A 15,104-nucleotide genomic window follows, 5' to 3' on the forward strand; every position below is an offset into this window, starting at 1 on the left:
TATTTAAATATAGAACTAAAAAATAAGTAAATTAAATACGTTAATTTGCATTTGGAGTTTTTTATATTTAACCCCAAAGCATTTACCAATACAACATCTTCACCCATATGTTTAAAGAGATAAAAAACAAGTACTTACGTTATTCGGCAATCGGTATTTTTTTTATAATAATTTTCTTCTCCGCATTACAATTAAACTTTTTATGGCTTTTTGGTTACTCCCCAAGCTATCGTGATATCAAAGCACCAACGTTAAGGGTAGGTTCCGAACTTTATACATCTGATGGAAAACTAATTGGAAGGTACTTCAAAGAGAATAGAACACCTGTTAATTTTAATGAAATTTCGCCAAGTATTATTAATGCTTTAGTGGCTACCGAGGATGTTCGTTTTTACAAACATTGGGGAATAGATGCTCAAGCCGTAGTGCGTGCGGTGGTGGGTATGGGTAAAGATGGTGGTGCCAGTACCATTACGCAACAGCTAGCAAAAAACCTCTACAGAACACGCTACAACAAATCGTCAGGTGTGTTATCTAAACTTCCACTGCTCAGAACCATTATACCCAAGTTAAAGGAATGGATGACCGCCGTGAAGCTTGAATCGAACTATTCAAAAAACGATATCATCACCATGTATTTAAATACGGTTTCTTTTGGAAACAACACTTATGGCATAAAAACCGCAAGTCGTATTTATTTTGATAAGGAAGCTAAAGAACTGGAGCCAACAGACGCAGCTTTGCTTGTGGGGATGTTGAAGGGTACTTCATTATATAACCCAAGAAAAAACCCCGAAAAGGCTTTAGAACGTAGAAACGTGGTTTTGGGCCAAATGAATAAGTATAAGTTTTTAAGTAAAGATAGTCTTGCATTATTAAGCAAAGAACCGATAAAACTTAAGGAGGGAAAAATGGAAGATGGCAGTGATGGCGATTCCTATTTACGTGCTGCCGTTGCAAAATACTTAGAAAAGTGGTGCGCCGATAATAAATACGACCTTTACGAAGATGGATTGAAAATTTACACGACTATTGATTCTAAGCTTCAAAAGTACGCCGAAGAGGCTGTTGCCGAGCAAATGAAAACCTTGCAACGTAGATTTTATAATGTTTGGGGCAACGAAGACCCTTGGTACGATTCTGAAAAGCAAAAGGTTGATTATCCTGATCGGGCGATGAAGAACTTGCCCATCTACAGCTTGTTACAGAAAAAATTTCCTAACCAGCCTGATTCCGTTTTGGCCTATTTCAATAAAAAGAAGCGGATGCAAATTTTTACCTACAAGGGCGATCGCGATACATCCTTTTCCACTTTAGATTCTATCCGTTATTATGGCAAAATCTTGAATACGGGTATGATGACCATGGAGCCGTCGAGCGGAAAAATAAAAGTTTGGGTTGGTGGAATCGATCATAAGTTTTTCAAATATGACCACGTAAACCAGTCTAAACGCCAAGCCGGCTCTACTTTTAAGCCATTTGCCTATTTAACCGCATTGGAGCAAGGCATGAGCCCATGTGATGAATTTACAGATAAGCCTGTAAAGATAGAATATCAAGATAAAGGAGAGACAAAATACTGGGAACCTAAAAATGCCGATTATAGCATTTCCTATCGGGAGATGAGTTTGCGTTGGGCTATGGCTAAATCTGTAAACACCATTACTGCTCAAGTGACCGAAAAAGTTGGATGGGATAACGTAGTGAAATATGCGCACGAGTGTGGTATAGACAGTCATTTGGAATCAGTGCCGTCAGTGAGTTTAGGCTCAAACGACGTTACAGTTTACGAAATGGTGAAGGCTTATAGCACCTTTATGAACAAGGGTGTTAAAACAGATCCGATTTTGGTTGAAAAAATTACTGATCTGGATGGCAATATCATTGATGAATTTAAGCCAAAAACAAAAAGAGTTTTAACTGAAGAAATTGCCTGGTTAATGACTTATATGTTCCGTGGTGGTATGGATGAACCAGGCGGAACCTCACAGGCGTTATGGGAATGGCCTAACTTGTTTAAAAAGAATAACCAAATCGGTGGCAAAACCGGAACCTCATCAGATTATGTGGATGCTTGGTACATGGGCTTGACCAAAGATTTAGTAACCGGTGTTTGGGTAGGTTGCGATGAAAGAACCGCTCACTTTAAAAATGGCGAACAGGGCGAAGGTTCGAGAACTGCGCTTCCCATATTTGCTAAATTTATGGAGAAAGTTTATTTAGATCCATCTACCGGATATACCTACGGACCTTTCCCTAAATCTACCGTTCCGATTACCAGAACCATTAACTGTCCAAGCCCTCAATACGTTGCCGATACCACATCTACAGATAGTGTATTGGTAGATTCAACTGAATTTATTGTTCCTGAAGACCCTGAAAATCCTACTTCTCCAGCAACAGTTCAGCCAGAAGTGAAAAAGGAAGAAAACAAAACTGAACTTACTCAAAATCAGCCTACAACTACTGTTCCTCTTACAAAAAAGGAAGAGCGAGAACTAAAAAGAAAACAACGACAAGAAGAGAGAGAAAAGAAAAAGGTTGATAATTGAAATTAGGAATTGATGATTTCTTTAAATTTCTATTGGCATATGTTAGAGCATTTAAGGTTTAGCCAATAGAAGTTTTTGACGCAATATCAATAAAGTAGAATGGAATAAAGCGTTTACCGTTTTTGCAGGCAAACACATACGTAAACATTATGATGAAACTGCCGAAATATGGTGCTTTTCAATCATTGATATTGTTGCGGCTTTAACAGATAGTTAAAATCCTCAAGTATAATGGAGAGTGCTCCAAAAGCGTCTTAAAGCAAAGCTCTTTTTAAAGAACTATTTGGAAACTTACATAGTATCATCCCCCACTTGCTCCAGTACACAACTCAACGAAATAGATTTCTTTTCCATCGTAAATTCTTGCTTCATCGCGCTTCGTATAGAAATTCACTTTGCCGCCCCCTTTGCTATATTGAAAAAAACTAAAAAAAACTGAGCAAAACATGGGTTTCACAAGGTCGCGAAAGGGCGACTACAAGCACCATTAAAATAAAAAACCTTTTTAAATTGTTAAATTTTAAACAGTTTATTAAACAATTGCTATTTTTATTTTTCAAATCTTACACCATTTCATTTTCGTAAATGATTATAACTTTTACTAAAACCAAACATATGAAAATAGGCTTTACTTTAATGAGGCGATACATCCCAATTTTACTCCTGCTTATGCTTTCTTTATCAGTTAAAGCACAGTACTTTGGGCAAAATAAGGTGAGGTACAAAAAGCTTGATTTTCAGGTTTTACAAACCCCGCATTTCGAAATTTATTACTACATCAAAAATCAAAATCTATTAAAAAGATTTTCTCAAGATGCAGAAACTTGGTATAAGATGCATCAAGAAGTTTTTAGAGATACTTTTTTGAAGAAGAATCCAATCATTTTATACAATAATCATCCAGATTTTCAGCAAACCACAGCACTTCAGGGTGAAATTGGCATTGGTACCGGTGGGGTTACCGAGGCACTTAAAAACAGGGTGATTATGCCTGTTATGGAATTGAATAGTCAAACCAGGCACGTTTTGGGCCATGAATTGGTTCATGCCTTTCAATACCACGTTCTACTTGAAAAAGACTCCATAAGTTTAGAAAATGTTGGAAATACCCCATTGTGGATGGTTGAAGGTATGGCAGAATACTTATCAATTGGTAAGAAAGATGCTTTTACTTCGATGTGGATGCGCGATGCCATGTTGAACCGAGACATTCCCTCATTGAAAGACTTAACCAACTCCAACAAATACTTTCCTTACCGGTATGGCCAAGCCTTTTGGACCTACATCGGTTCTCAATACGGCGATACCACAATCGTTCCCCTTTTTAAGAATACAGCGAAATATGGTTATGAAAATGCCATAAGATATACGTTCGGTTACGATGATAAAACCCTTTCTGGTTTATGGAAAAATGCAATTGATGAACATTATAAGCCTATGCTAAAGGCGGATAGTTCCCAAATCAAAATTACAGGAACCAAAATCATCGATAATAAAAATGCAGGAAACATGAACGTAGCCCCTGCCCTTAGCCCTGATGGTAAGTATTTAGCCTTCATGTCTGAGAAAGATCTGTTCGGTATAGATTTGTTTTTGGCAGATGCGAAAACAGGAACAATCATTAGAAAACTTAGCAGTCAAATTTCCAACGGACATATTGATGATTTCAATTTTATTGAATCTGCCGGTGCTTGGTCGCCAGATAGTAAGCAATTTGCATTTAGCATTTTCAGTCATGGCAAAAACCAGATGATGATTATCAATGTGGCAAATGGCAGTACTGTCTCGCAAACAGCGATGGTACAAGTGCAGCAATTTGGTAACCTAACATGGTCGCCAAATGGTAAGGACATTGCTTTCTCGGGTATGGTTGAAGGCCAAAGCGACATATTTTCTTATAACTTAGATACCAAGGCCATTACCCAAATTACCAATGATGTGTATTCAGATTATGCGCCAAGCTACTCTCCTGACGGTAAGAAATTGGTGTTTTCATCAGATCGAGCGGCCATCCAAGCTCAAAATGTAAATGCGGTTAATCCAATCAACCTAGCCATTTATGATATTGCGAGCAAATCTGTAAGCAATTTAGATGTTTTTCCTGGAGCGAATAACCTCAACGCGCAGTTTTCTTCAAACAGTCAAAACATCTACTTCCTGTCCAATAGAGACGGCTTCAGAAATTTGTATCGCTACAATTTTGCCGATAACACAGTCGATCAACTGACAGACTATTTTACAGGGATTAGTGGAATTACGGAGTTTTCTCCAGCGATTTCGGTTTCTACAACTGATGATATTGTGTACAGCTATTATCGCTACCAGCGCTACACTTTATACAATGCAAAATTAAATAGCTTTAAAGCGAAACGCGTTGGCAATCAAGAAGAGAATTTCGATGCAGCTATTCTTCCCCCAATGCAAAATGTAGGTGTTAACATCATCAATTCCAACCTAAACAATTACGATCGTTTCGAAAAGGTAATTGCCGATTCACTAAAAACAATTCCTTACACGCCAAAATTCAGACTAGATTATCTGGCAAATAGTGGAGTTGGCGTTTCCAGCAGTCGTTTTGGAACTGGTGTTTCTGGTGGTATAGTGGGTATGTTTAGCGATATTTTGGGCACAAATCAAATCGTTGCCAATTTATCGGTTAATGGAGAAATTTATGATTTTGGGGGATTGGTTGGTTACATCAATCAAAAAAGCAGAATCAACTGGGGTGCAGCAGTATCGCATATCCCTTATGTATCGGGTTTTAGTTCTTATGGTTTTGAGCAATTGCCCATCGCAAACAACCAAACAACTGATGCGATAAATTACAGAACGGACATTATTAGAACCTTTGAAGATCAAGTTCAGGTTTTTGGTGCGTATCCATTTAGTAAAATTCACAGATTTGAATTAGGTGGTGCGTTTTCGCATTACAGCTACCGCATAGATCGCTATAGCAACTATTACAGTCCAGATGGTTTTTACTTAGGTTCTGATCGAAGTAAAATTTCTAACGACCAAGCTTCATTAGATTACGGAATTCCTTTTAGATCTTTCACACTTTACCAATTAAACGCTGGTTTTGTTGGTGATAATTCGATTTTCGGATTAACTGGCCCTTTGGATGGTTTTAGATACAGGGTAAGCGGTGAAAAATATTTCGGAACCTACAATTTTGCTGGCATTACGGCAGATTTAAGAAAGTATTGGAGATTGAAACCCATAACCATTGCGGCACGTTCTTACAATACCCTTAGAATTGGGAAAGATGCAGATCGCTTATATCCAATGTACGTGGGTTACCCCTACTTGATTAGAGGTTATGAATCGAACTCAATCTACAAAACAACATCACAGAGATCAGATCAATCATTCGATATTAACCAATTAACTGGAAGTAAAATTGCAGTTTTTAATTTCGAATTGCGTTTGCCGTTTACTGGACCTAAGAAATTAGCAGCAATTCCATCTAAATTCTTATTTACCGATTTAAACCTATTTTTTGATGCTGGCTTAGCCTGGACGAACGATACCAAGGTTGCTTTTAAAAGCGAGCCAACCTACACCGATGTACCTGTAAGAGACCAAAACGGAGTGGTCATTGGCTCATATCAATCTACTACTGAACGTGTACCTGCAATGAGCGTTGGTGTTTCTTTAAGAGTAAACGTGTTTGGCTACTTTGTATTGGAACCATATTATGCCATCCCTTTCCAACGTAAAGATGTTAAAGCGGGAGTATTTGGCTTAACATTCGCACCGGGTTGGTAGGGGTTTGGAAGTATTGAATTTTGAATGATTGAATTTTGAATGATTGAATTTTGAATGAATGAGTTTTGAATGAATGAGTTTTGAAGGATTGAATTTTGAAGACTTAGAAGGATTGTTGCTCAGCACCAAATAGTTTAATAATTTGACTTAGGGTTCACTAAAATATCTATTAAAATGAACTGAAATCCTAAATTACATGGAGTGTGACGATGTATGATTACTATTTTATAATCCGTACAAATAGCTGAATTCATTTCAGCATTTTGACATAAGTTAATTTGCTGTGTTCTTTTTCCCTTCGGGCTTGTCCTGATCCCGGATTAAATACGCACAAAAAAAGCGATCAAATTATACTTGATCGCTTTTTTTATATAGAGAAAATCATGTAGCTGTTCTTTAAGAGAGACTTGTAAAAGCCAGTTTAACTTGGTTGGTAATGTTTCTATGCAGCAGGATGTTTTCAAAATCTAAACCAACAGTTAAATCAATCCAATCTGGATTGCAAGACCTTACCAAACGTTCTTTTTGCATTCTAGTGAAACGACTAATTAATTTAAAACGACTTAAAGCTTGTGCTTCAGTTTTAAATTCTTCAAAATAAACTAAGCGGGTTAGCTGCTTACCGTTATCAAAAAATAAGTTTGGCATTTGCTTATAGAAATCCAATGTCTTAATTAAATCAGAGCTCATGCCCACGTGCATGGTTGTGCGGTTTCTGTCGGTAACGATGTAAACAAACTTTTTCATAATAACGGATTTAAAATTTAAACTAAGCTATTTAGTATATGCTCTTGCAAATCAAAATAATATTACTAACTTTATGAGCATAAAATTACTAACTATTTTAGTAATTCCAAATTTATTTTAAAATTTATTTTTATGTCAAATATTTCAAATAATTTAAAGTACCTCAGGAAGAAAAAAGGCCATACACAGCAAAATTTCGCTGATATTATGGAAATCAAGAGATCGCTTATTGGTGCCTATGAAGAAGACCGTGCCGAGCCGAAATATGATTTGCTAAAAAAAATAGCTGAATATTTCGACTTAACCATCGATGAATTCATCAATGAAAAAATTTCTGATAGCTGGAAACCGAAACCAAAAAGTACAGGATCTAACTTAAGAGTACTTAGTATTTCTGTTGATCAAAACGATAGAGAGAATATTGAGCTGGTTCCGGTTAAAGCAAGTGCAGGTTATTTGAATGGTTTTTCCGATCCTCAATACATTAGCGATTTGCCTAAATTTCAGTTGCCTTTAGCCGCCCTCCGCCAAGGTACTTTTCGTGCCTTCGAAATTATGGGCGATAGTATGTTGCCTGTTCAACCTGGCAGTGTAATTATTGGCGAGTATTTGGATAATTGGAATGAGGTAAAGACTGGAGAAACTTATATTGTAATTAGTAAAAATGAAGGTGTGGTTTATAAAAGAGCGGGGAACCGTTTTAGAGAAAACAAAGACCTTAAATTAATATCAGACAATAAAGTGTACGATGCTTATACCATTGCTGCCGATGATATCTTAGAAATTTGGAAAGCTAAAGCTTATATATCTACCTCATTGCCAGAACCAGCACCAGATCCAACCATGGAAACTTTAACGCAAATGATGGCACAAATGCAAAAATCAATTTCTCAACTCAACAAGAATTAACATTTTTTAACAACACCCGATTAAACCGTTTGTACTTTTTTCCATCTATCAATTAAACACATAAAAAGATACAAACATGAAAAAAGCGATTTTAACAATAGCAATTGCGGTAATGGGTTTCACTGCTGCCTTTGCTCAAGACACAACAAAAAGGGCAAGAAGAGAAATGCCAAAAATGACTGCTGAACAAAGAGCTGAAAAAGCAACGGCAGGCATGGAAAAAAGATTGGGTTTAACTGCCGACCAAAAAACTAAAGTGTACCAGGTTGAGTTAGACAGAGCGAAAAAAATGGATGCCATGAGAACCGGAAACCCTGCTGATATGAAAAGCAAAAGAGGTGAAATGAAAGCTTCTATGGATAAAGCAAAAGCCGACTTAGATAACATTTTAACGGCTGAGCAAAAAACCAAAATGGAAACTTTAAGGGCCGAACAAAGAGAGAAAATGAAAGATAGAAAACCAGGCATGGGCAGAGGTAAAAAAGATAAAACACCTGTTGTATCTAATCCACCAAGCCAAGGATAGTTTGAAGATTGATTGAATAAATTTTAAAAGCATAGTTTTTTTTAGGAAAGCGTTCCCATAAACGGAACGCTTTCTTTATTTTTGAGCAATGAACAATATTGAGGATTTTCTAAATGCAAAATTGAAAGAAAGAGCAGATCATCTTTCCCTCAGAAAATTATCCAAGCACTTTCCCCCGATCGATTTTTGTTCAAACGACTATTTGGGCTTTGCGAAGTCTGAAGAATTAAAAGAGTTGATTTCCGCCAATATTGCTAATCTTGCTACCTATAAAAATGGTTCAGGCGGATCGAGGTTGTTAAGTGGCAATACCGCCGAAATTGAAGAAACGGAAGCGTTTATAGCCAAATTTCACGAAGCAGATAGTGGCTTGATTTTTAATTCAGGTTACGATGCAAATCTGGGTTTACTGTCTTGCATCCCTCAACGTGGAGATACCATCATTACCGATGAACTTATCCACGCAAGCTTAATTGATGGTTGCAGATTAAGCCACGCAACTCGCCTAAAATTCGGGCACAACGATGTAAATGAGTTAGAAGCTAAGCTTAAAGTTTCTAAAGGAAACGTATTTGTTGTTGTAGAAAGTGTGTATTCAATGGATGGAGATTTGGCTCCGCTTAAAGAAATTGCATCGCTTTGCGAGAAATACAATGCCAATTTAATTGTTGATGAAGCACATGCAACGGGTATTTTTGGTGATCTGGGCAAGGGATTGGTGATTCAAAACCAGCTCGAAGGACAGGTTTTTGCCAGAATTGTAACCTTTGGCAAAGCGATGGGCACACATGGGGCAATTGTATTAGGGAGCAAAAGTTTGAGGCATTATTTAATTAATTTCGCCCGCTCATTTATTTATACCACTGCCGCCCCCATCCATAATATTATGGCGGTGAAGTCTGCATATCAAATCTTACCAAAGCTCGATAGCAATCAAATTCACCAAAAAATTCAGCTTTTCAGAAGATTGATTGAAGAAAACAACATTCAATCTTTACCGAGTATGAGTGCCATTCAAGGTATTGTATTTTCATCAAATGATGAAACAAAGAAAGCAGCCGCTTATTTGCAAGGGGAAGGCTTTGATGTGCGTGCCATTTTAAGCCCTACTGTACCAATGGGAAAAGAAAGGCTTAGAATTTGCCTTCATACATTCAATACAGATGAAGAAATCATTTTATTGGTTCAACATTTAAAAACACTTCAGCGTAATGGCTAAATATTTTATCACCGGAATTGGAACGGGAATTGGCAAAACTTTAATCAGCGCAATCCTAACTGAAAAACTAAAAGCAGATTATTGGAAACCGATTCAATCTGGAGATTTAGAGATGAGCGATAGCTTGACTATTGCCAATTTAATCAGCAATAAGCAGACCACCATCCACCCAGAAAGCTATCGATTAACGCAACCTTTGTCGCCACATCTATCAGCCAAATTAGACGGCATCCAAATCGATTTAAACCAAATCAACATTCCACAAACGGAGAATAATTTGATTATCGAAGGTGCGGGCGGTTTGATGGTGCCTCTAAATGAAAAAGAGCTGATAGTAGATTTAATTAAAAAATTGAACGTCGAGGTAATTCTAATCTCACAAAATTATCTGGGCAGCATTAATCATACCCTCCTATCCATCAATCTCTTAAATCAGCACGGAATTAAAATTAAAGGCATTATTTTTAATGGAGATGAAAATTTAGAGACTGAACGGTTTATTTTAAATTATAGCAAAATAAAAAAGCTAGGATATATACCTAGCTTATTAAATATTGATAAATCGCAAATTATGTTGGCTGGCAATGGCTTATTAATTTAAATAGCCCCCTTTTTTAAGGAATTCTGCCCAAACCTGATAACCTGCGGGAATAAGATGCAAGCCATCTTTTGTAAGCTCTGCCTTCAGGTGCTTATCATTATCGGTAAAGTTTGGATATAAATCGATAATGGTTACATTCTTCGCAGAAAGCTTTCTAATCTCATCATTTAACCAAAGGATGTGTTCATCTTTGTGGTAGTGATTTTTAAACGCTCCAAAGGAACTATTTACAGGCAGAAGCGTGTTGAAATAGATCTTTGTTTTCTTAGAGCCTTTTCTAATTCTCGCAATTATTTTCTTATAATTCGCCAAAATTACGGTATCAGGGATGTTTCTAGAAATGTCATTTATGCCAATCAGTACAAATATTTTGGCTGGTTTACCATCAATAACATCCTGAAGACGTTCTAAAACGCCAAAGGAAATATCGCCCGAGATGCCTCGATTTTTAGCTTGGGGTAAATCCAGCAGCTTCGCCCAATCTGTCCCGGCGGTGATGCTATTGCCTAAAAATACAACATCTGATTTAGATTTCACATCGGCCTTAAATTCAGCAACTTTTTTAGGGAAATTTGCTGGCCTGTACGTGCTATCCCATTTAACCGCCTGAGCCTGTACCGACCCATAACTGATTGTAAGAATTAAACCGAATAAGACAAGCGTTTTGTTAAAAAGTGAATTCATAATTGCGATTAGATTTTTTATAGTCTATTTTGTTTGAACCAATACATCTGGGTAATCAGAAATAATTCCATCCACACTCAAATTTATAAGTTTTTTTATTTCTTCGGGCGTATTCGCTGTCCATGGGATAATTTTAACCCCATCATCATGTGCCTTTTTAACTAATTCGGCATTTACCATTTGTAAAGCCGGACTTAAAATAAAGGGTTTGAAACCCAAATCGGCAATATTTTCCTCGTAGGTTTTTTTATTTGCCACCAAGAATGAGGTTTTTATTTTTGGATATTTATGATGGATGATTTGAATGGTTCTTTTATCAAAAGATTGAATCACCACATAATCTAAAACCTTTTTCTTTTTGAGTACATCCATTAATAGGTTTACAAAAGTTTCAGGATCTGGATTGGTAACGCCATCCCCCTTCACATCGCATTTCGTTTCAATGTTATAGAAGTATGGCTTTCTTTTATTTTTTTTTACATCCTTTTGAACTGCATCAATTAAATCTGCCAATAGTGGGATTTGAGTTCTAATTTTTTCTTGTTTAGGAAAACCTGGCAAAGCCTTTGAACCCAAATCGAATTGTTTTAACTCAGCGTAAGGCATTCCAAAAATGGGATATTTCTTTGCATCGGTAGCTGGAATATCTTTCCCATCTGGCGTACGCATAAAAGCAGGACTTAAATAATCATCGTGTGTAACCACAACTTTTCCATCCTTTGTAATGTGCGTGTCCATTTCGAGGGTGGTGATGCCTTCAATTTTCATTGCATTCAACATCGCCAAAATGGTATTCTCAGGCATCAAACCCCTTCCACCTCGATGAGCTTCTGCACTAAAAGCCGGGAATTGAGCTTGACTAAAAGATTTCACGGAATACAAACAGACAGTAACTAAAACAAATGTAAATGTGCTTAATTTCATGTATTTAGATTTGAATATGGTTGATATTTGAAAAACTATCCGTTAAACTCTGCTTCGAAACTTTCGCCAAAACGATCTGTGGCAACAACTTTTACTTTGCTTACAGCAGGTGCAAAATGCGCTACAAACAGGTGCTCCGTTGAATGTGGCTCAGGGAAAGTTCTTCCGGCAGGTAAAGTATCGCCCTTGTAAAGCTTTACCGTTTGTGGATCATAGCCTTTTTGGTTTTCCATTTCGCCCATGGCTTTCCCATCCAGAAAGTATTCTACTTTCCACTTTGGATCCCAGTTCCAAACATTTGCAATAAGCCTTTTTTGGTTGGTTAGTTCATCTACATAAATGTGAACTTGCTCTTTTCGGCTCAAACCCGTGGGTTGGTAGTACCATTTTAGCTCGGTACCATTAACTTGGTAAACGCCATAACCTCTTGGTGTTCCATCTTCGCAAACAGGCCCCGTCCACCAAGCACCACAAACTGCTCCATGGTTGTGTTCAAAAATACCATCAGTAATTACATTTCGGGTGTAATGTGTATGGCCAGACATAATGTGGACGTTTGTAAAGCCTTTTAAAAGGGCATATAAATCTTTATTGTTTTTTACCGAATTGTGCACCGGAATATGAAGATTGATAATCAACAAAGCATCTTTGGCCACATATTTCAAATCCTTTGCCAGCCAATCTAACTGTGCTTGAGTGATGAAGCCGTCGTAGGTTCTTTCTACACCGAGATAGCGCACGTCATCCATAACTACATAATGTGCCTTGCCCCGATTAAATGAATAATAGGTTGGCCCATAATGCTCTTGGAAGGTTTTATCTGAAGTTTCGTCGCCACCCATTCGATAGTCCATATCATGATTACCCAGACATTGAAAAAATGGAATGCCCATCTCTACCACTGCTTTATTGTAATCTTCAAAAAGCGCATGGTTATCCCAAACAATATCACCTACTGTAATACCGTGTACGGGAATTTTACCCATCGCACTGATTACCTTTTTGGTATCAGGAACCGAAGTAGTCATCATTTTTTCTACGTCCTTTTGGTTTTTTACCTGTGGATCGGCCCAGATGATGAAGTTATGTTTGTGATCATCAACTTTCATCGCTTTGAGTTCAAAATTAAGGGTAGTTTTACTGGCCAATTGCTCATAGTGTTTTGCTAAAAAACTATCGGTAGTAAATTCGTAACCGGAAGGTGTGCTAATCCAAATAAATTTGGCTAGTGGATTAACTTCTATCGTGTAATTCCCTTTTTTGTCGGTTTGAACTACACTAAAGCCATCAGAAACAACAACGTTGGCAATGCCTTTGCCTTTACTGCTTACCTGCCCACTAATTTTGTTATCGCTATCAATTAAAGAAAATGCGGAAAAAGATTTTAAGCTAACAAACAAAGTTGTGGTTAGCAATCCTGTTTTTTGAATGAATGATCGTCTATTCATTAGATTGTATGAGGGGATTTTTCTGAAAAAAATCAAGGAAGCCAAATTTAGACTTCCTTGATTGGGATTTTTTATTTTAATCTGGTTTGATAAATGGTATCTGTTCTCAACACAACACCCGATCCATCCAAAGTTTGTCTAAGGTGGTAACTCTCAATAGCAGATAATGGTGAAGATTTCGATAAGTCCAAGTCATTTTGAGTTCTCGCTTTCACCCATTTACCTAAAGTTGGATTATAAACACCACCAAGTTTATTCCAAAAGCCTTGATCGGCAGGGAGTTGGTAGTTGAAACTTAAGGTATTGGTTCCACTTCTGTAAAAAGGTTGTACAGTAAGTGAAATTGGATCAATCTTATCATAAAAGTCGGTATTGGCTATTTTATAACCAACAGAAGGTGCGCTGTACAAACTTCCACCAGCTCCAATAAAGATTACATCAATAGGTACAGAGTTAACATCAACCGTTGTACCTTCAAACACTGCAAAGCCAGAAGCATTACCGGAGTTTGCAAATAAGCCACTGGTGTATAAGCCAAATCCATCCCCATTTCCTGCTGGCGCATTTGCAGGAGTTGCAGTAGTGTAATTTTTAGATCTAATCCATTTTGAGGCGGCAATAGATGTAGAGTTTGCACCATTAATTAACTTAGTAGAACCACCCACATAGAAGAATTCCCCTTTTGCAACCGTTCCCGACGTTAAATTGAATTTATAGGTTCTCGAAACCAATCCGGCAGGACTTGCAAGTGCATCTGCTCCAGTAGCCCATCCTTTTGTTGGAAAGATACCCGTTGGACTGGACGCACCAGCATTATTGGTAACAACTACTGAAAATGGTGTTACGGCGAAGTCGATATTTCGAGTAGCCAAAAACTGCATGTATTCATAATTTCCATCACCACCTTCTGCATCAGCCATGTAACCTGAAATGATTATCGAGGCTATATCTGGTGTAGAACTTAACGCAATAACATCTTTTAAGGTACGTATGCGTAAATGAGGTTTTAGGTTCCCGTCTTTATCCTGAGTATTGAAAACGATTCCAAAATAATTCGCATTGAAATTCAATCCGGTATTATTTGCGAATGTTGCGGCAGGCTCTGTATGGAGCGTGAAATTATCGAAACCATCATTTATTATTTTATCACCCAAATAGGTATCCGTTGGCTTAGCAACCGGATCAAAACCTGCTTTTACAATGGTTACGAGTGTACTTTCATAATCATTCGGCTTGGCTAAAATGAAACTACTGCCCACCCGATAGGCAGGAATCACTACGTTTGAGGCAATTTTAGATACTGCGCTACCATCAACACCAGTAATTTGTAAAATGCCATCAACCCTTTTTAACACGGCCCCCGAAACGGAAACGGCTACTGAATCACCCGGAACATATTTACTTGCATCTGCGCCAATTGATATGGAGATACCTCTAATCAGATTGAGCCTGCGTTTATCTTGAATAACTAATAATCCTGCTGGTAAATTCTTACCTGAGTGATCTGATATCACTACGCCAGTTACACTGTTGGCACCGAACATATTATCTTCATTTAAAGTAACTTCCGATCCTTTATATAGATTCCTTAAATCATATAAAGGGAAGTATTTACTTACTACTCCGCCAGGATAATTTGATTTTTTACAACCCAACCAAATAAATGGAATAGAGAGTAAAATCATGCTATAAAATATTATCTTTTTCATTTTAAGAATTTTATTGG

Annotated in this window: 11 protein-coding genes; 6 read left to right on the top strand and 5 right to left on the bottom strand. The window is 37.4% G+C overall.

Going from position 1 to position 15,104, the window contains the following annotated elements; translation table 11 throughout:
* Positions 1-107: 107 nt before the first annotated feature.
* Both DHW03_RS04195 and DHW03_RS04200 read left to right on the top strand, forming a co-directional pair.
* The gene (locus DHW03_RS04195) at positions 108-2,552 is read left to right on the top strand and encodes a transglycosylase domain-containing protein (RefSeq protein WP_109924470.1); all 2,445 of its coding nucleotides are present in this window, start codon (positions 108-110) and stop codon (positions 2,550-2,552) included.
* Between the two features lie 615 nt (positions 2,553-3,167).
* Positions 3,168-6,320: a peptidase MA family metallohydrolase gene (locus DHW03_RS04200; protein WP_109925004.1), complete on the top strand. Its 3,153-nt coding sequence runs from the start codon at positions 3,168-3,170 to the stop codon at positions 6,318-6,320.
* Between the two features lie 396 nt (positions 6,321-6,716).
* Here the strand turns inward: DHW03_RS04200 and DHW03_RS04205 are convergent, their stop codons facing one another.
* Positions 6,717-7,067 carry a GIY-YIG nuclease family protein gene (locus tag DHW03_RS04205; protein ID WP_109924471.1) on the bottom strand — a complete coding sequence of 117 codons (351 nt, stop codon included), beginning with the start codon at positions 7,065-7,067 and terminating at the stop codon, positions 6,717-6,719.
* Between the two features lie 132 nt (positions 7,068-7,199).
* Here DHW03_RS04205 and DHW03_RS04210 point away from each other — a divergent pair, with 132 nt between their 5' ends.
* The 4 genes from DHW03_RS04210 to bioD all read left to right on the top strand — a co-directional run bounded on the left by DHW03_RS04210 (position 7,200) and on the right by bioD (position 10,322).
* On the top strand, positions 7,200-7,976 hold the full coding sequence (locus DHW03_RS04210) for an XRE family transcriptional regulator (RefSeq protein ID WP_109924472.1): 777 nt from the start codon (positions 7,200-7,202) through the stop codon (positions 7,974-7,976).
* Between the two features lie 76 nt (positions 7,977-8,052).
* Complete coding sequence (locus DHW03_RS04215) at positions 8,053-8,502, top strand: hypothetical protein (RefSeq protein ID WP_133248498.1); 450 nt, start codon at positions 8,053-8,055, stop codon at positions 8,500-8,502.
* An 88-nt stretch (positions 8,503-8,590) separates the two neighbouring features.
* Complete coding sequence (locus DHW03_RS04220; RefSeq protein ID WP_109924474.1) at positions 8,591-9,721, top strand: aminotransferase class I/II-fold pyridoxal phosphate-dependent enzyme; 1,131 nt, start codon at positions 8,591-8,593, stop codon at positions 9,719-9,721.
* The gene (gene bioD, locus DHW03_RS04225) at positions 9,714-10,322 is read left to right on the top strand and encodes a dethiobiotin synthase (RefSeq protein WP_109924475.1); all 609 of its coding nucleotides are present in this window, start codon (positions 9,714-9,716) and stop codon (positions 10,320-10,322) included. Before DHW03_RS04220 ends, bioD begins: the two co-directional genes overlap by 8 nt.
* Here the strand turns inward: bioD and DHW03_RS04230 are convergent.
* The 4 genes from DHW03_RS04230 to DHW03_RS04245 form a co-directional block, all read right to left on the bottom strand.
* Complete coding sequence (locus DHW03_RS04230) at positions 10,314-11,006, bottom strand: GDSL-type esterase/lipase family protein (RefSeq protein ID WP_109924476.1); 693 nt, start codon at positions 11,004-11,006, stop codon at positions 10,314-10,316. The genes bioD and DHW03_RS04230 overlap by 9 nt on opposite strands.
* 24 nt (positions 11,007-11,030) lie before the next feature.
* On the bottom strand, positions 11,031-11,930 hold the full coding sequence (locus DHW03_RS04235; RefSeq protein WP_109924477.1) for a glycerophosphodiester phosphodiesterase family protein: 900 nt from the start codon (positions 11,928-11,930) through the stop codon (positions 11,031-11,033).
* A 35-nt stretch (positions 11,931-11,965) separates the two neighbouring features.
* Positions 11,966-13,378 carry a calcineurin-like phosphoesterase C-terminal domain-containing protein gene (locus DHW03_RS04240; RefSeq protein WP_109924478.1) on the bottom strand — a complete coding sequence of 471 codons (1,413 nt, stop codon included), beginning with the start codon at positions 13,376-13,378 and terminating at the stop codon, positions 11,966-11,968.
* Between the two features lie 71 nt (positions 13,379-13,449).
* Positions 13,450-15,087 carry a DUF5689 domain-containing protein gene (locus tag DHW03_RS04245; protein ID WP_109924479.1) on the bottom strand — a complete coding sequence of 546 codons (1,638 nt, stop codon included), beginning with the start codon at positions 15,085-15,087 and terminating at the stop codon, positions 13,450-13,452.
* Between the last annotated feature and the right edge of the window lie 17 nt (positions 15,088-15,104).

The organism is Pedobacter yonginensis (assembly GCF_003173595.1).
Lineage (GTDB): Bacteria > Bacteroidota > Bacteroidia > Sphingobacteriales > Sphingobacteriaceae > Pedobacter > Pedobacter yonginense.

Coding starts and splice junctions, on each gene's coding strand:
- DHW03_RS04195 (WP_109924470.1), top strand. CDS start 108: ATGTTTAAAGAGATAAAAAACAAGTACTTACGTTATTCGGCAATCGGT.
- DHW03_RS04200 (WP_109925004.1), top strand. CDS start 3,168: ATGAAAATAGGCTTTACTTTAATGAGGCGATACATCCCAATTTTACTC.
- DHW03_RS04205 (WP_109924471.1), bottom strand. CDS start 7,067: ATGAAAAAGTTTGTTTACATCGTTACCGACAGAAACCGCACAACCATG.
- DHW03_RS04210 (WP_109924472.1), top strand. CDS start 7,200: ATGTCAAATATTTCAAATAATTTAAAGTACCTCAGGAAGAAAAAAGGC.
- DHW03_RS04215 (WP_133248498.1), top strand. CDS start 8,053: ATGAAAAAAGCGATTTTAACAATAGCAATTGCGGTAATGGGTTTCACT.
- DHW03_RS04220 (WP_109924474.1), top strand. CDS start 8,591: ATGAACAATATTGAGGATTTTCTAAATGCAAAATTGAAAGAAAGAGCA.
- bioD (WP_109924475.1), top strand. CDS start 9,714: ATGGCTAAATATTTTATCACCGGAATTGGAACGGGAATTGGCAAAACT.
- DHW03_RS04230 (WP_109924476.1), bottom strand. CDS start 11,006: ATGAATTCACTTTTTAACAAAACGCTTGTCTTATTCGGTTTAATTCTT.
- DHW03_RS04235 (WP_109924477.1), bottom strand. CDS start 11,930: ATGAAATTAAGCACATTTACATTTGTTTTAGTTACTGTCTGTTTGTAT.
- DHW03_RS04240 (WP_109924478.1), bottom strand. CDS start 13,378: ATGAATAGACGATCATTCATTCAAAAAACAGGATTGCTAACCACAACT.
- DHW03_RS04245 (WP_109924479.1), bottom strand. CDS start 15,087: ATGAAAAAGATAATATTTTATAGCATGATTTTACTCTCTATTCCATTT.